The sequence below is a fragment of the Gibbsiella greigii genome, from assembly GCF_039540155.1.
GTDB lineage: Bacteria > Pseudomonadota > Gammaproteobacteria > Enterobacterales > Enterobacteriaceae > Gibbsiella > Gibbsiella quercinecans.
Genome location: NZ_BAABEM010000047.1, coordinates 1 through 15,906, shown reverse-complemented (window position 1 = coordinate 15,906; position 15,906 = coordinate 1). Strand labels below are relative to the sequence as shown.

The following is a 15,906-nucleotide window of genomic DNA, read 5'->3' as shown; positions in this document are numbered from 1 at the left end:
TAGGCGCTTCCTGCCCAGCGATGAGGCCGGGGAACCCCCGGCACAGCATCTTGTACTCTTTAAGCGCTACGCTGCAGCAACATTGACTTAATATGGCCAATTGCACGCGTTGGATTAAGGCCTTTGGGACATACACTGACACAATTCATAATGCTATGGCAGCGGAAAACACTAAAAGCATCGTTCAGATCATCCAAACGTTCTGCCGTTTCGGTATCGCGGCTGTCGATCAGGAAGCGGTATGCCGCCAGCAGCCCAGCCGGCCCAACGAACTTATCAGGGTTCCACCAGAATGACGGGCACGAGGTTGAACAGCAGGCACACAGAATGCACTCATACAAACCATCCAGTTTAGCGCGCTGCTCCGGCGATTGCAGGTGTTCGCGCGCCGGTGGATTTTTACCGTCATTCAATAAGTAAGGCTTAATCTTTTCATACTGGGTATAGAACTGCCCCATGTCCACCACCAGATCGCGGATCACCGGCAATCCCGGCAGCGGCCGGATCACGATCTTGTTATTGCCTTTGCGCAGCGCAGATACCGGGGTGATACAGGCCAGGCCGTTTTTACCGTTCATATTCAGCCCGTCGGAGCCGCAGACCCCTTCACGGCAGGAACGGCGAAACGCCAGGGTCGGATCCTTTTCTTTCAGTTGGATCAGCGCGTCCAACAACATCATATCCCGGCCTTCTTCCGCTTCCAGCGTGTAATCCTGCATGTGCGGCGCATCATCAACATCCGGGTTATAGCGATAGATTGAAAATTCGAGTTTCATTTATCCCTTCTCCGCAATTAATAAGAACGCACTTTTGGCGGGAATGCCGGGCGCAACGTCGGCTGCATATTCACGCTACGGCGCGTCATGCTTTCCGACTGCGGCAGATACAGCGAATGGCACAGCCAATTAGCGTCATCCCGATCCGGGTAGTCAAAGCGGCTGTGGGCGCCGCGGCTTTCCGTGCGGTAGTTGGCCGATACGGCGGTAGAAAACGCCGTCTCCATCAGGTTATCCAACTCCAGGCATTCGATGCGCTGGGTATTGAACTCCGTTGAGGTATCGTCCAAACGCGCGTTCTTCAGGCGCTCGCGGATCACTTTCAACTCTTCCAACCCTTTGGCCATCGCATCGCCTTCGCGGAACACCGAGAAATTGTGCTGCATACAGGATTGCAGCGCTTTGCGGATTTCAACCGGATCTTCACCGCTGCGGTTATTGTTCCAGCGATTAAGGCGTTCCAGCGAAGCCTCAACGTCGGAATCGCTGGCGTCACGGCTAGCGCCCTGCTCTTCCAGGGACTCCTGCAGATGCAGGCCCGCGGAACGGCCGAAGACCACCAGATCGAGCAGCGAGTTGCCGCCAAGCCGGTTGGCGCCGTGTACCGACACACAAGCGATTTCGCCCACAGCGAATAGCCCCGGGATCACCACGTCTTCCCCCTGCGCGTTCACCGTCAATGCCTGGCCGGTCACCTTGGTTGGAATGCCGCCCATCATATAGTGGCAGGTCGGGATCACCGGGATCGGCTCTTTGACCGGATCGACGTGAGCAAAAGTGCGCGACAGCTCGAGGATCCCCGGCAAGCGCGATTCCAAGACATCTTTACCCAGATGATCGAGCTTCAGCTTGGCGTGCGGGCCCCACGGGCCGTCGCAGCCGCGGCCTTCACGGATTTCGATCATGATCGAACGAGCCACCACATCACGGCCCGCCAGATCTTTGGCATTCGGCGCGTAGCGCTCCATGAAGCGCTCGCCGTGTTTGTTCAGCAGGTATCCGCCTTCGCCACGGCAGCCTTCTGTGACCAGAACCCCCGCGCCGGCAATACCGGTTGGGTGGAACTGCCACATTTCCATATCCTGCACCGGCACCCCAGCGCGCAACGCCATCCCCACGCCGTCGCCGGTATTGATGTGCGCATTGGTGGTGGACTGATAAATACGCCCGGCGCCGCCGGTCGCCAACACGGTGGCCTTGGCTTTGAAATAGACCACTTCGCCGGTTTCAATACAGATAGCGGTGGTGCCCACCACGGCGCCATCCTGGTTTTTCACCAGATCCAGCGCATACCATTCGGAGAAAATCGTAGTGTGATTTTTCAGATTCTGCTGGTAAAGGGTGTGCAGCAGCGCATGGCCGGTGCGGTCGGCAGCGGCGGCCGTGCGGGCCGCCTGCTCGCCGCCAAAGTTCTTCGACTGGCCGCCAAACGGCCGCTGATAAATACGGCCATCATCCAAACGGGAAAACGGCAGCCCCATGTGTTCAAGCTCAAGAATGGCTTCAGGGCCGGTTTTGCACATGTATTCGATGGCGTCCTGATCGCCGATATAATCAGAGCCTTTCACCGTGTCGTACATGTGCCATTCCCAGTTATCTTCATGGGTGTTGCCAAGCGCGACGGTAATGCCGCCCTGAGCGGACACGGTATGGGAACGGGTTGGAAATACTTTTGACAGCAGGGCACAGGTTGAGCCCGCCTGGGAAATCTGCAGCGCCGCGCGCATTCCCGCGCCGCCGGCACCGATAACAACAGCATCAAACTCTCTGACTGGCAGCTTCATTTACGCACCCCACACGACAATTGTTCCATACAGTAAATAGACCACCAGCGCGACCACGATCGCCAATTGCAGCACCAGGCGCACCGCCAGCGGTTTGATATAATCCGTTAACACCTGCCACATCCCAATCCAGGCGTGCACCAGGATGGAAAGCAATGCCAGCAGGGTAAAAACTTTCGTGATGGAAGTGGCGAAGAAACCCCGCCAGATGTCATAGGTAATGTCAGGCGCCGTGGCGACAAAACCCAGAAGATAAAGAACGTACAGGGTGATAACGATGGCGGAGGCACGCAGTAGTAACCAGTCATGCACGCCGTTGCGTCCTAATGCAGAAACATTGCTTACCATACCAAGACTCCCGCCAGAATTGACAACACGGCGGTCAATACGAACGCCACCTGGGCAGAACGTTTACCCGCGGCCAAACTCTCTTCGATATAGCCAAAATCCATTAACAAATGGCGAATGCCACCGCAAATGTGATAAGCCAGCGCCGTCAGGATCCCCCAAAAAATAAATTTCACAAAGAAACTATTCATGATGGCTGTAGCTTGCAGAAACCCGTCCTGGGAAGAGAGAGACAGGCCTAACAGCCAGAGGAGAATGCCCACGGCAACGAAGGTGATTACGCCAGAGACTCGGTGTAAAATGGAAGCTATTGCAGTTACGGGAAACCGGATCGTTTGCAGATCCAGATTAACAGGTCTTTGTTTTTTCACGATTTTGCCCACACAGCTCTTATTATTTTCCTTCCTCCGGCCTGGGCGGGGATCAGACAGCGTTAAGAGCCGAAAAAAACCCTCACACGTCACGCGCTCAAACATCAACATCCTCTGTGCTCAAACGGCGCGTTGTTATAACGCTGGGTGCTCCTACTTCAGGGTAAACCCGGAGACCTGGCGGCAGTATAGGATGATCACAATCCTATTACAATTCCCACACAATCTCTTTGGAGACATTTCCCCTGAACAGTGATTTGGATCACTTTTTTCACAAAAAACACAAAACAAATCATATAATTTGACAAAATATCAACATTTGAATTACATATACAACGCAAACACGCCTATGATAGACGAACGACCAGCAGATACACTTCCCCCTACGCCCAAGTTATGCAACAGTGTATCTTGCTGAAACTCCTTCAATCCGTGTGGTTACACCGCCCAGAGCCGCGATCGCGCATGCCATAGCCAGCAAACAACATGCCGGGCAACCTTATGGGCCTGGTGAGCAAGGCGGCAACATGGCACTGAACAGCGCGAAGGGCACGGGTTTGAACAACCGCGGCATATCGTAGGTAACAATTAACAGACAATAATGAATTCGAATGAATCGTTGATAACTGGTCACCCGTTTCGTTCGCCTGATGAGCACTCTGTACCCATACACGCATTTGCGTAGTTGCTCACAGAGTTTGCGCTTGCGCGAATTTTTTGCGGGCAACATGCGGAGATTTAAGGTATTTCAGTTATTAGTGGTTTAAAAATAAGGCGCTAAGGAGACTGTAAATGACTGACAAAAAAGCGACGCTGGCACTGAATGACGGTGCAGCGCCGATCGAGCTAAACGTACTGACCCCGACGCTGGGTCCTGATGTCCTCGACGTCCGCGCCTTGGGCACGAAAGGTTACTTCACCTTTGATCCTGGCTTTACCTCTACCGCGTCCTGTGAATCCAAAATCACCTACATCGACGGTGACAACGGCATTTTGCTGCACCGCGGCTTCCCGATTGAACAGCTGGCGAAAAAATCCACCTATCTTGAGGTGTGTTACATCCTGCTGTACGGCGAGACGCCAACCAAAGAAGAATTTGAACAGTTCCGAACCAATGTTACCCGCCATACCATGATCCACGATCAGATCACCCATCTGTTCCGTGGTTTCCGCCGTGACTCACACCCAATGGCCGTGCTGTGCGGCGTTACCGGTGCGCTTGCGGCCTTCTATCACGACGCGCTGGACGTCAACAACGAGCGCCACCGGGAAATCGCCGCCTTCCGTCTGCTGTCGAAAATGCCGACCGTCGCGGCGATGTGTTACAAATACTCCCTTGGCCAGCCGTTTGTTTATCCGCGTAACGAGCTGTCGTATGCGGGTAACTTCCTGCACATGATGTTCGCGACGCCGTGTGAAGAATACGTGGTCAACCCAGTGCTGGAACGCGCAATGGATCGGATCCTGATCCTGCACGCCGATCACGAACAGAACGCCTCGACGTCGACCGTGCGCACCGCCGGTTCTTCCGGCGCCAACCCATTTGCCTGCATCGCGGCCGGTATCGCATCGCTTTGGGGGCCTGCGCATGGCGGCGCCAACGAAGCCGCGCTGAAAATGCTCGAAGAAATCAAGAGCGTTGAACACATTCCGGAATTCATCAAACGCGCCAAAGACAAGAACGACTCATTCCGTCTGATGGGCTTTGGCCACCGCGTATACAAAAACTACGATCCGCGCGCGACCGTAATGCGCGAAACCTGCCACGAAGTGCTGAAAGAGCTGAACAAGAAGGATGATAACCTGCTGGAAGTGGCGATGGAGCTGGAGCACATCGCACTGCACGATCCGTACTTCATCGAGAAAAAACTGTACCCGAACGTCGATTTCTATTCAGGCATCATCCTGAAGGCGATGGGCATCCCATCCTCCATGTTCACAGTGATCTTTGCCATTGCCCGTACCATCGGCTGGATCGCACACTGGAGCGAAATGCATGCCGAAGGGTTGAAAATCGCTCGCCCGCGCCAGCTTTACACCGGCTACGCCGAGCGCGACTTTGACTCTCTGCTGAAAAAATAACCGCGCTGGGTTCTTGCCCTACCGCGTCAAACGCCGCCCCTGGGCGGCGTTTTTCGTATTGAAACCAGGCAGGAATAAAGAGGCACGATTTTGCCGGTGAGGGAATAAGGGTATTCCCCCGCTATTTCTGGCACCCCGGGCACCAATAGAACGGCCGTGAAGACAGCGTCTCACGAACGATCATGGCGCCGCAGCGCGGGCAAGGCTCGCCGCTGCGGTGAAACACCTTAAAGCTAAAGAGAGTGCCGTGGTGGCGGTTGTCATCCACCTGCCCCCGCGTCTGGTAAGACAAACGCGGGATCTGCAGCAGCGCCTCGGCCAGGCGGTGCAACGCCGGTGGCGCCAGCTCCTGCGCCCGGTGCTGCGGCGCCAGTTCGGCCTGCCATAAAATTTCGGCACGCAGGTAGTTGCCCAACCCTGCGAGGAAGGCCTGATCGAGCAGCATGCCCCCCAGTTGCCGCCGCCTGAACGCCGGCAGCAATAAACGCTGTTCGACGGCGGCCACCGTCACCACAGGATCCAGCACATCCGGGCCGATGCGTTGCAAAAACGGGTGCTGCTCAATCTCTTCACGCGGCCCCACGGTAATATCCGAAGCACTGTAGAGCAAAATCGCCCGCTCCGGCGTTTGCAGGCGCACGCGTAAATCACGTTTGGTATCGGGCACCTCCCCGGCACTAACCACTTTCCACACGCCATATAGCTGGTTGTGGCTATACATCGTCAGCCCATCAGAAAAATGGATCAGCAACGCCTTGCCACGTGGTTCAATCGCGATCACCCGCTGGCCAACCAGCGTTGCCTGATAGTGCTTCAACTGTGGAAAAGCAAACCAAACGTCAGTCAGCGGTTGTTCAATCACCGCAGCCGCCAGTTTATCCGCCGCCCGGCGTATTTCCGGCCCTTCCGGCATCTACGACTCCTTAATGCGTGGCGCCACCGGCCACTTTTTGATCTTGTTCCACCTGTAAGGTTATAGATATCGCCAACTCCACGGCAATTAACACCGTTTGGGCGGCCATACTCGGCGCGCCGGGATGTGCGATCGCCTGCTCAGGCAAATAAGGGATATGCATAAATCCCCCTTTCACCGCCGGCCAGCCACGCAAATAATGCAGCAGGCCGTACATAACGTGATTACAGACGTAGGTCCCGGCCGTTTGCGATACCGAAGCGGGAATACCCGCGGCACGAATCGCCTCCACCACCGCTTTGATCGGCAGCGTGCTGAAATACGCAGCCGGCCCGTCGGCCACTATCGGTTCATCGATGGGCTGATAGCCTTTATTATCAGGAATGCGCGCGTCGTTAATATTAATCGCCACACGCTCAAGCGTAATATCGGTTCGCCCTCCCGCCTGGCCGATACACAACACCATTGCCGGTTGCCACTCATCAATCGCCGCCGCCAGCACGGTTAACGCCTCACCAAACACGCACGGCAACTGGCGCGCGATAATATGCCCCCCGGCCAGATCCCGATCGTTCAACTGCTTCACGACCTCCCTGGAAGGGTTAACAGATTCGCCATCGAAAGGTTCAAAGCCGGTAATCAGAACGTTGCGCATATAAAGATACCCTAAAGGAACATCAAAAAATAAAGCAGCAGCACATTCACCAACAACAACGCTATTCCCGTTGGGATCTGGGCCTTAATGACGGCGTTTTTATCAGGCAGCTCCAACAATGCGGCGGGGACAATATTATAGTTAGCCGCCATCGGCGTCATTAATGTGCCGCAATACCCTGAGAACATACCGATCGCCGCCATTACCGCTGGATTGCCGCCGTGCTGCAATACCAGAATAGGGATCCCAACCCCCGCGGTCACGATAGGAAAGGCAGCGAAAGCATTGCCCATAACCATGGTTAACAGCGCCATGCCAACCGCATACACCACGACCGCAATAAAACGGTTGTCTACCGCCAGGTACTCTTGCGTCAAATGAGAAATCGCCGTGCCAACCCCCGCCGCAGTAAATAACAGCCCAAGCGTTGCCAGGATCTGCGGTAAGATAAACGCCCAGCCAACGGAATCCAGCAGGCGCCGCGCCTCCTGAATCGGCTGATGGCTTTTTTCACCAGTCATTTTTAACGCAATCAAACAGCCCAGCAGGCAGCCGACCGTCATACTGAACAAGGTGATCAGCGTTGCATGATTGCCGGGGCCGAACACCTTTGTTTGCAACACCTGCACGTTGTTAAACAGCAATACGCCGATTACCGTTACCACGGGTATCGTCAACGCCGGCACAAATAAGCGGTTGCCAAGCCGTTGGGCGCTTTCCTCACGCTGTTCCACGCTGCGCTGGTGATAATGGCCCAGACGTACCCCACCAAACCCCGCAATCAGCGCCATGACAACCACCAGCACACCAACCAGAATATGCAGTTGGCGGCGAGCGTCTTCCCCAGAGCCAAACAGCCCGTAAGACCAATCACCGAGCAAGAAAATTACGCCATATAACCCCCAAAACAACGCGGTGAAGATACGGCGTGGGTTAGCGCGATCGCGGAGAGACATCACTGCGACAATCAATAAAACTGCGCCGGCAAGCCAGTAGAGGTATTGCTGTTGGAAATTCATTGCGCCTCTCCCTTCGCTTTTAATGCCGCCTGGTTAAGCTGCGCCAGCTCTGTGCTCAAGCGCTGATCCATGCGGTACATACGCCAGGCATGGATCAAAAAAGCGAAAATGGCGGTGGGGATGCCCCACAACGCGATATGCAGCGGCTCGGTTTGAATCCCGCCAGACTCCAGCATAAAGTTGTGCATGAAAATAATCGCGCCAAACGCAACGAAGATATCTTCGCCAAAGAACAGGCCCACATTATCAGCCGCCGCAGACATCGCGCGTAAACGATAGCGAACATGCTCCGGCAATTCGCCGTAACGTTTTTTCATTGCGCCTTCAGCCATGGGCGCCAACATGGGCCGCACCATCTGCGGATGCCCACCCAGGCTGGTCAGCCCCATTGCCGCGGTTATTTCACGGAAAAACAAATAGACGATCAGCAAACGCCCTGTCGTCGCACTTTTGATTTTGGCAATCCATATTTGTGCGCGTTCCTTTAATCCATGGCGTTCCAGCAGGCCAATTACCGCTAACGGCAACAGCAGGATCAATGGCAGATTACGGGTATTGAGGAACCCTTCGCCAAGCTTTTCCAGAATAACGGCCAGCGGCATTGAGGCCGCCAGCCCGGTAATAATCCCTGAAGCGATGACCACTAAAACCGGATTGATGCGCAACAAGAAACCAATCACGATGGCAGCGATACCGATCAGTGGCCACAAATCCACCCCATGTTCCATAGCCTATTCCCTCTGATGTTGTGTCAGCGTTGATTCCACGTTGTTCCGGGTGGATAGCGGCCAGCCTCTGGAGATGAAAAAGATTTACACCTTCATCGGCCATTACCGCCAATCAATGTTCATCCAGCCCCCAGGCAATTTGTTGGATAAAATGGTCCTGTTCGCTTTTGGCGCGCTGCGCCTCCGCCAGCGTGCAAGGCATAAAATGAATCGGTTCCCCCAGGCGAATCTGCGCCAGGTGGTAAAGATCGGCCTCGATCACGCAGGCGATACGCGGGTAGCCGCCGGTCGTTTGCGCATCCGCCATCAGCACGATGGGTTGCCCGTTATGCGGCACCTGAACCACACCGGGCACCAGGCCATGTGACAAGATCTCATGTTCAGTGGTGCGGGCCAAAGCATGGCCACCGTGCAAACGGTACCCCATGCGGTTGCTCTGCGGGCTAATCTGCCAGGGGGTGCGCCAAAAGGCGTCCTGCGCTTCCTCACTGTATTCGCCATACTCCGGCCCGGCTAACGCACGAATACGGTTATTAAACAGCAACTGCTTCACCCCGATGCTGTCGCGCGCCAGCGTCTGGCTCTTGCCAAGCGGCAGCCGATCGCCATCCCGCAACGGCCGCCCTTCCAGGCCACCGAAGGCGGCCTTAACATCGGTACTGCGCGATCCCAGCACCGCCGGCACGGTAATCCCGCCCGCCACGGCCAGGTAGCTGCGCATACCGCGCCTTGGCATATTCAGCACCAGCCGTTGGCCTTTTTTTACCCGGTAACGCCAGCCGGTCCATAGCGGTTTGCCATCCAGCGAGGCGTCACAGCCCGCGCCGGTGAGGGCGAACCAGCCGGCGCGGCTGAATTCGGCACTAAACTGCCCAAGGGTGATCTCCAGGCCGGCGGCGTCTTGCGGATTCCCCACCAATAGGTTGGCGATCTTCAGCGCGGGAATATCCAGCGCGCCACCCTGGCTAACCCCCAGGCGCCGGAAGCCATGGCGGCCAAGATCCTGCACCGTGGTAAAAATGCCCGCCCGTAGGATTTTCAGCATACGCCCTCCTTTTGCGGCACAAAACGCACATTGTCGCCGGGGCGCAGCAACGTTGGCGGCATGGTGTCAGGGGTAAACAAAGCCCGCGGCGTACGGCCAATAATTTGCCAGCCGCCCGGGCTGGCCAACGGATAGATACCCGTTTGGCCGCCGCCAATCCCTACCGATCCGGCCGCGACGCTCAGGCGCGGCTCTGCACGGCGCGGCATCGCCAGTTTTTCCGGCATGCCGCCCAGGTAAGGGAAACCGGGCTGAAAACCGAGGAAGTAAACCACGTAGGCCGCCGCTGCATGGCATTCCACCACCTGCTGCGGCGACATACCGGTGTGGTCCGCCACCGCGGCCAGATCCGGCCCATATTCGCCGCCATAAATGACGGGAATATCCACATGACGCGGCTCCGGCACCAGGCTTTCTTCACGCTCCCAACCTTGCTGCAACGCGGCCAGCATGGCCTGCGCGTTAGCCTGCGGCACCCGCAGCAACAGCGTTAAGTTATTCATCCCCGGCACCACTTCATGCACGTCGGGGTGATGATTAAGCTTTTCGGCCAGTGCCCAGATCCGCCGTTGGCTGACCAACGTGACCGGCGGCGCCAACTCAAGCACGGCGGCTTTTTCACCCAACAGGTAATACTGCGCTCGTTGCACCCCGACACCTCTTTTTATGATGAAAAACCTCACTGTTATGCGCGAGGCAGCTTCCGCTGTCAATAGAACAACCGGTGAAAAAAGAAGGGATTAAACCGCATTCACGGAAGGGAAATAATTGAAAAGTGGGCCAAATCTTGCTGCAGATAGGATTAAAGGGTTCAGCCAGGCTGAACCCTAGGCTAAAGATTAAGCCGGATTGGGAATATCGATAAAGGTGACCTCAAAGCCATGGTTCTGCTGCAACCACTCGCCGAGCGCCTTGATCCCGCCGCGCTCAGTGGCATGGTGGCCGGCGGCAAAGAAGTGCAGCCCCATTTCCCGGGCGACATGGATGGTTTGCTCAGAAACTTCACCGCTGATAAATGCATCCACGCCAAAACGCGCCGCGCTATCGATAAAACTCTGCCCGCCGCCGGTGCACCAGGCCACGCGGCGAATATGCGCCGGCGCGTTATCGCCGCAGTGTAATACGCTGCGGCCCAGGCGGCTTTCCAGACGCTGTTTCAGCTCATCAGCGCCAATCAGCCGTTCGAACTCCCCATGCGGCAACAAAGGCTCAACTTCACCGATCACGCGGATACCCAGCGCCAGCGCCAACTGGGCGTTGTTGCCCAGCACCGGGTGCGCATCCAGCGGCAAATGATAACCATACAGATTGATGTCGTTGGCCAGCAGCGTTTTCAGGCGATTACGTTTCATCCCGCGCACCGCAGGCGCCTCATTTTTCCAGAAATAGCCATGGTGCACGACGATGGCATCCGCCTGTTGCTCAACGGCGGCGTCCAGCAATGCCTGGCAGGCCGTCACCCCGGTGACGATCCGTTGTACATGAGGCCGGCCTTCCACCTGCAAGCCATTCGGGGCGTAGTCTTGAAAAGCCGAACTGTTTAATTCGGTATTGATCAGATGTTCCAGATCGAGGTTAAGCATAATGTCCTCTCTTTAAAATCAACCTATTATACCCTTCATACTTCAAGTTGCAGGTGTGTTGGCTTGGTTACTCGGCCCATCCCTGGGCCTCGCCCCTTCGGGGCCGCTGCCAACAGCGTTCAAATCTGCTCCCGGCAGATTTGTCGCTCACCGGAGGCTGGCCAAAGGCCAGGCAAATTCGTTCCTGACGAATTTGTCGCTGCGTTGCCGCGTGATTCGGCCATACGGCCTCACCCCTTCGGGGCCAGCGCTAGCGCTGTTCAAAAACGCTTTTGCGTTTTTGTCCTGCAACTCGAATTATTTTGGGTATGAATCTTCCCCTTTTGGCGCCGAAGCCCATCGCAAGGCGGAAGATCAAAACTGTTGCCGCTCCCCTTGCTCCATCAAAATAAAGCGCACGCCCATATCATTCCCCTGTTCCAACTGTTGGCGCACCGTGGCGCGCACGTCACCGCCCTGTTTCAGGCTGGGTTTGATATGGCTGATGATCACCGGCAAATCTTTCAACGCACCGTCGCCGCCGCTGTATTTTTCCAGGTTTTTCAGCTCTGCCAGCAACCAAGCCGGCGTCAGATGGCCATATAGTTTGCTGTCTTCCACCCCGTTGGGGTAGGACGTTTCAATGATCATACCTTTCAGCTTACCCTGCGCCACCAGCGGGCCAAGCGCCCGCCAGGCGGTATCCAGATGGCGGGATTGTTCAACCGTATCCGGCCCGGTATCGCCGAAATAGGCAAAGGAATCGGTGCGATCGGAAATCAGCACCATGGCGGAGGGGCTCTTCGCATGGCTCAGCGGATAAAGCACGCCGCTAAGCCCGGTATTGCCGAAGGTAAAACGCTGCTGTTCACGCACCGGCTGCAGGCGATAGGTGCCAAGACGCGTGCCGTTGCCGGAATCGGTGAAGTTAGGCCAGGCCTTCCAGTTAAAATAGTGGTTGCGCAGGGTCAGCACCGCATCCGTGGATGCATAAAGGGTTTTGCGGCTGTCTTCCGGTGCGGCCAGAATCAGCCCGGCAACGTGGTCAAGGTGCGCATGGCTAATAAAATAGCTGCCGATCAGTTCACGCAATACATAGCCCTGCGGCGTATATGGCGCAGCAAGCGCGTCGTTAACCTGGGGGAAGCTGCCCTTTGCCAACCCTTTGGCGATACCCGGCAATAATGAACCGGCGTCCAACGCCAGATATTGCCGCTGGCTATCGCTGCGGATCAGGTACGAGGTCAGGTTGCCGTCGCTGACGCCGCCCTCGACGCCCAGCGCCACAACGTCGAACGCCGCGCTGGCCCACGAGCAGTACCCGGCCAGGCACAAGGCCACTAATTTATTCATCATGACAGGTCACTCCAGCTTCGCCTTAACGCGCTTCCCGCTTCGCTGCCTCAAAAGCTGCCAGTGTTTCACGCCGCGCCTGCTGATGTATCACGATCGGTTGCGGATAATTCAGCACGCGCTGCCGCTGCTTTTCCAACCAGCGATAGGGTTGATGAATATCATTGTCCGGCACTTCCGCCAGTTCAGGCAACCACTTACGAATAAAAGTGCCTTGTGGATCAAAACGTTCTCCCTGGGTGGTCGGATTGAAGATGCGAAAATAGGGCGTGGCGTCGGTGCCGGTAGACGCTGCCCACTGCCAGCCGCCGTTGTTGGCCGCCAGATCGCCGTCCAACAGTTGCGACATGAAGTACCGCTCGCCGGCACGCCAGTCGATCAGTAAATCCTTCACCAGAAAGCTGGCGCTGATCATCCGCAACCGGTTATGCATCCACCCCGTGGCGTTCAGTTGCCGCATCGCCGCATCGACGATCGGGTAGCCGGTTTGCCCTTGCTGCCAGGCTTCCAGCAACGCGGCATCCCCCTGCCAGCGCACATTATCCGTCCAGTCAATAAAGGGCCGGTACTTGCACAGCGCCGAATAAGCCACCAGCAGATGACGGTAAAACTCACGCCAAATCAGCTCATTGAGCCAACTGAACGCACCGCCTTCGGTGTTTTCCAGCACCTCCGGGCATTCGGCCCGCAGCCGGTTGACGCACTGGCGCGGCGAGATCACACCGGTTGCCAGATAGGGCGAAAGGCAGCTGGTTCCTGCCAGCGCGGGCAGATCGCGCTGTCGCACGTAATCCTGCACCTGCTCGCGGCAGAAAGCCCGTAACCGCTGTAGCGCCGCCTCTTCGCCACTGGGGAATGCATCGCTCAACGCCGCCTGCGGGTAATCAAACGGCGCGATCGGGCGCACCGCTATCTTTTTACCGCGCGCTTTGGGCGCCGGTAAAGAACTGACGTCCGTGGCCATCAAGCGCTGAATAAAAGCCTTGCGAAACGGGGTATACACCCTGAACATTTCGCCCTTGCCGGTCAGTACACTGCCTGGCGGCAACAGCAGGCTGTCGTCAAAACTGTGGCACGTAACGTTGCCCGCCAGGCGCGTTTCCAACTGGGCATCACGTTCGCGCTCGTTAATTTCATACTGGCGGTTATAGTAAAGCGCATCCACTTGCTGTTGCCGGCAGAAGGCCGCCAACCAGTCAACGGATGCTGAAAAATCATCACATTGGTGGAAGAACAGCGGGATTGCCCGTTGCGTCAACGCCTGCTGGAGCACCAGCAGGTTGGCATGAATAAAACTGGCCTGGCGCGGCGCCATGCCGTGTTGTTGCCATTGCCGCGGTGTAGCGATAAACACCGCCAACACCTTGGATTCGGGATCGTCACAGGCGGCGTGCAGCGCCCGGTTGTCAGTAATACGCAAGTCATTGCGCAGCCAAATAAGATGGGTGGCCATAGGCGCTTCCTTGTGATTAACGGCCGTAGCGCAGGCGCAGAGCTTCCGGGTAGGGTTCAAAGTAACGCTGCTGTGCCAGATAGCTATCCGGGTATTCAGCCATATAGTGTTTTAGCAACGCGATAGGCACCAGCAACGGCTGCATCCCCTGGCGGTAACGATCGATGAGCTGCGCCAGCTCCTGGCGCTGGGCTGGGCTAAGCTGACGGCGGAAATACCCCTGAACGTGCATCAGCACATTGGTATGGTTACGGCGCGTGGCCTTATGCGCCATCAGCGCCATTAACCGGCTACGGTATTCCGTAGCGAAGGCGTCCAGCGAATCCCACTTTTCGATATCCGCGACAAAGCGGCCGAGCGCGCGGTATTCCGGCTGAGAATGCGCCAACAGCGAGAGCTTATAGCGGCTGTGGAACGCAATCAGCTTGCCGCGCGTCAGGCCAGAGCGCCATAAGGTATTCAGTTCGTGCAGCGCATAAACCCGCTCGACAAAGTTTTCACGCAGTGCGGCATCTTGCAAACGGCCGTCTTCCTCAACGGGCAGCCAGGGCATCTGGCGCATCAGTTCAGCGGTAAACAGGCCAACGCCGCTTTTGCGCGCGCCGTCGCCATTTTCGCTATACACCCGCACCCGCTCCATGCCGCAGCTTGGCGATTTTGAACAGACGATGTAACCGCACAGGTTCCCCAGCTTGGCGACCTGTTGCCTGGAAAATTGCTGCATCGGCTCGGTGACATCAACGCTGCTGTCGTTGCTGTTGCACAACCTGATTTGCTGCTGCTGTTTAATCAAACGCAGCGCCGGCCGCGGCGAAGGTAACCCTATCGCCATTTCCGGGCAGATGGATGCAAATTGCACATATTCGCCGAGTTGTTCTACGGCAAACGTTAGCCTTTTATGGCCACCGTCAAAACGCACGGCACCGCCTAACAGGCAAGCGCTGATACCGACAGGAATTTTGTCACTCATGCTTCGCTCCCTCAAAGTAATACTAAAGTGTAGAAGAATTCGCAGCTTAGTACGACCTAAGGGTAAAGAATCGCGGGGATAATGTTTACAGACAGGCGCTAACCGCGCCCAATGAAGCCATCAAGAAGAAGGAAGAAGACAAGGGGCCGTGCCCCCTGCCGCCGCATAGGTTGAGCGCCGTACGCCAAAAACGCTGGCCGCTCAAGCCCCGGAAACTCAGTAAAAATCACCGGCCGCCAGTTCCGCCTGCTGTAACCACACGGGCTTATCGCTGGTTTTTGACCAAACGCGATGCAGGTAGCTGTAAAACCGCGCGCGATCGCGGCGGAACAGCATCACCGGCAGCGCCAGGGCGCCAAGCAAAATCACTGCGCTGCGGCGCAGGAGAATCCGATGCATGGGATAAGCCTGATACAAAGACATGCGAACCTCCTAAAAATGCCGGCCGTTAAACTGCCAGGGATGCGGCGGGCAAAACAAATGAAAGAGTGAGTGATGAAATTTTAAGCTGGAGGAAATCTTATCGCAGTTGATGAAAGTTTACTACTCATCCGACCACTAAATAACAAAATAATGCGCGATATTTCATCAATAGCGCCATTTCATTTCTTTATTGTTGCCAAATTGCGTTAACTTAGTTGTTTTTGTGTAATTAATTTTCTTGATTTCGCAGCGGCACTGTCCATCTGCTGCCCGCCACGGTCGGAGCAAAAAACAGGCAAATAAATATCCTCCGGCATAGCCGGAGGTTTTTCTGATGCGCCTATAAGGCTCTGTTACCAGCCGCGCCCTAACAGGCGCATACGATCTGACATTTGCATCAGACTCCGTTACTTACGGCCCGTAA

Annotated in this window: 16 protein-coding genes; 1 reads left to right on the top strand and 15 read right to left on the bottom strand. The window is 56.2% G+C overall.

Features of this window, described 5'->3' with window-relative positions:
- Window positions 1–59 precede the first annotated feature (59 nt).
- From AC559G_RS19935 to sdhC, 4 genes are read right to left on the bottom strand one after another with little or no spacing between them, the layout of a single operon-like run.
- Window positions 60–776: a succinate dehydrogenase iron-sulfur subunit gene (locus AC559G_RS19935; RefSeq protein ID WP_121525267.1), complete on the bottom strand. Its 717-nt coding sequence runs from the start codon at window positions 774–776 to the stop codon at window positions 60–62.
- Between the two features lie 17 nt (window positions 777–793).
- A complete protein-coding gene (gene sdhA, locus AC559G_RS19930) occupies window positions 794–2,560 on the bottom strand; it encodes a succinate dehydrogenase flavoprotein subunit (protein WP_498914199.1) in 1,767 nt (588 codons plus the stop codon).
- On the bottom strand, window positions 2,561–2,908 hold the full coding sequence (gene sdhD, locus AC559G_RS19925; protein ID WP_095845433.1) for a succinate dehydrogenase membrane anchor subunit: 348 nt from the start codon (window positions 2,906–2,908) through the stop codon (window positions 2,561–2,563).
- A complete protein-coding gene (gene sdhC, locus AC559G_RS19920; RefSeq protein WP_438597467.1) occupies window positions 2,902–3,291 on the bottom strand; it encodes a succinate dehydrogenase cytochrome b556 subunit in 390 nt (129 codons plus the stop codon). The genes sdhD and sdhC overlap by 7 nt, the downstream gene beginning before the upstream one ends.
- Window positions 3,292–4,071: 780 nt before the next feature.
- Here sdhC and AC559G_RS19915 point away from each other — a divergent pair.
- Complete coding sequence (locus tag AC559G_RS19915) at window positions 4,072–5,361, top strand: type II citrate synthase (RefSeq protein WP_498914197.1); 1,290 nt, start codon at window positions 4,072–4,074, stop codon at window positions 5,359–5,361.
- A 121-nt stretch (window positions 5,362–5,482) separates the two neighbouring features.
- On the opposite strand, the gene nei is transcribed toward AC559G_RS19915, so the two are convergent.
- From nei to AC559G_RS19860, 11 genes are all read right to left on the bottom strand, one after another.
- Entirely contained in the window at window positions 5,483–6,274 is a 792-nt protein-coding gene (nei, locus tag AC559G_RS19910) for an endonuclease VIII (protein ID WP_498914195.1), read from the bottom strand.
- A gap of 10 nt (window positions 6,275–6,284) precedes the next feature.
- Window positions 6,285–6,929: a pyroglutamyl-peptidase I gene (gene pcp, locus AC559G_RS19905; RefSeq protein WP_498914194.1), complete on the bottom strand. Its 645-nt coding sequence runs from the start codon at window positions 6,927–6,929 to the stop codon at window positions 6,285–6,287.
- 11 nt (window positions 6,930–6,940) lie between these two features.
- Window positions 6,941–7,948 carry a DUF979 domain-containing protein gene (locus AC559G_RS19900; RefSeq protein WP_498914192.1) on the bottom strand — a complete coding sequence of 336 codons (1,008 nt, stop codon included), beginning with the start codon at window positions 7,946–7,948 and terminating at the stop codon, window positions 6,941–6,943.
- Window positions 7,945–8,676 (bottom strand): DUF969 domain-containing protein, encoded by a 732-nt coding sequence (locus AC559G_RS19895; RefSeq protein WP_498914191.1) that lies wholly within the window; start codon window positions 8,674–8,676, stop codon window positions 7,945–7,947. The genes AC559G_RS19900 and AC559G_RS19895 overlap by 4 nt, the downstream gene beginning before the upstream one ends.
- Window positions 8,677–8,788: 112 nt before the next feature.
- Window positions 8,789–9,721, bottom strand: a complete 933-nt coding sequence (gene pxpC, locus AC559G_RS19890) for a 5-oxoprolinase subunit C family protein (RefSeq protein WP_498914189.1) — start codon at window positions 9,719–9,721, stop codon at window positions 8,789–8,791.
- Entirely contained in the window at window positions 9,715–10,371 is a 657-nt protein-coding gene (gene pxpB / locus AC559G_RS19885) for a 5-oxoprolinase subunit PxpB (protein WP_279029668.1), read from the bottom strand. The genes pxpC and pxpB overlap by 7 nt, the downstream gene beginning before the upstream one ends.
- Before the next feature lie 189 nt (window positions 10,372–10,560).
- Window positions 10,561–11,304 (bottom strand): type 2 GTP cyclohydrolase I, encoded by a 744-nt coding sequence (locus AC559G_RS19880; RefSeq protein ID WP_498914187.1) that lies wholly within the window; start codon window positions 11,302–11,304, stop codon window positions 10,561–10,563.
- A gap of 354 nt (window positions 11,305–11,658) precedes the next feature.
- Window positions 11,659–12,639 carry an MBL fold metallo-hydrolase gene (locus AC559G_RS19875; RefSeq protein ID WP_498914186.1) on the bottom strand — a complete coding sequence of 327 codons (981 nt, stop codon included), beginning with the start codon at window positions 12,637–12,639 and terminating at the stop codon, window positions 11,659–11,661.
- A gap of 22 nt (window positions 12,640–12,661) precedes the next feature.
- Entirely contained in the window at window positions 12,662–14,089 is a 1,428-nt protein-coding gene (gene phrB / locus AC559G_RS19870) for a deoxyribodipyrimidine photo-lyase (protein ID WP_498914184.1), read from the bottom strand.
- A 16-nt stretch (window positions 14,090–14,105) separates the two neighbouring features.
- Window positions 14,106–15,059, bottom strand: a complete 954-nt coding sequence (locus AC559G_RS19865) for a YbgA family protein (protein ID WP_498914182.1) — start codon at window positions 15,057–15,059, stop codon at window positions 14,106–14,108.
- 216 nt (window positions 15,060–15,275) lie between these two features.
- A complete protein-coding gene (locus AC559G_RS19860) occupies window positions 15,276–15,482 on the bottom strand; it encodes a YbfA family protein (RefSeq protein ID WP_095845445.1) in 207 nt (68 codons plus the stop codon).
- Window positions 15,483–15,906 lie beyond the last annotated feature (424 nt).

Bases quoted from the DNA above. Each gene is read 5' to 3' on its own strand.
- pxpC (WP_498914189.1), bottom strand. From the start codon at position 9,721: ATGCTGAAAATCCTACGGGCGGGCATTTTTACCACGGTGCAGGATCTT.
- phrB (WP_498914184.1), bottom strand. From the start codon at position 14,089: ATGGCCACCCATCTTATTTGGCTGCGCAATGACTTGCGTATTACTGAC.
- sdhA (WP_498914199.1), bottom strand. From the start codon at position 2,560: ATGAAGCTGCCAGTCAGAGAGTTTGATGCTGTTGTTATCGGTGCCGGC.
- AC559G_RS19895 (WP_498914191.1), bottom strand. From the start codon at position 8,676: ATGGAACATGGGGTGGATTTGTGGCCACTGATCGGTATCGCTGCCATC.
- pcp (WP_498914194.1), bottom strand. From the start codon at position 6,929: ATGCGCAACGTTCTGATTACCGGCTTTGAACCTTTCGATGGCGAATCT.
- AC559G_RS19900 (WP_498914192.1), bottom strand. From the start codon at position 7,948: ATGAATTTCCAACAGCAATACCTCTACTGGCTTGCCGGCGCAGTTTTA.
- AC559G_RS19860 (WP_095845445.1), bottom strand. From the start codon at position 15,482: ATGTCTTTGTATCAGGCTTATCCCATGCATCGGATTCTCCTGCGCCGC.
- nei (WP_498914195.1), bottom strand. From the start codon at position 6,274: ATGCCGGAAGGGCCGGAAATACGCCGGGCGGCGGATAAACTGGCGGCT.
- AC559G_RS19865 (WP_498914182.1), bottom strand. From the start codon at position 15,059: ATGAGTGACAAAATTCCTGTCGGTATCAGCGCTTGCCTGTTAGGCGGT.
- AC559G_RS19880 (WP_498914187.1), bottom strand. From the start codon at position 11,304: ATGCTTAACCTCGATCTGGAACATCTGATCAATACCGAATTAAACAGT.
- AC559G_RS19935 (WP_121525267.1), bottom strand. From the start codon at position 776: ATGAAACTCGAATTTTCAATCTATCGCTATAACCCGGATGTTGATGAT.
- sdhD (WP_095845433.1), bottom strand. From the start codon at position 2,908: ATGGTAAGCAATGTTTCTGCATTAGGACGCAACGGCGTGCATGACTGG.
- AC559G_RS19875 (WP_498914186.1), bottom strand. From the start codon at position 12,639: ATGATGAATAAATTAGTGGCCTTGTGCCTGGCCGGGTACTGCTCGTGG.
- AC559G_RS19915 (WP_498914197.1), top strand. From the start codon at position 4,072: ATGACTGACAAAAAAGCGACGCTGGCACTGAATGACGGTGCAGCGCCG.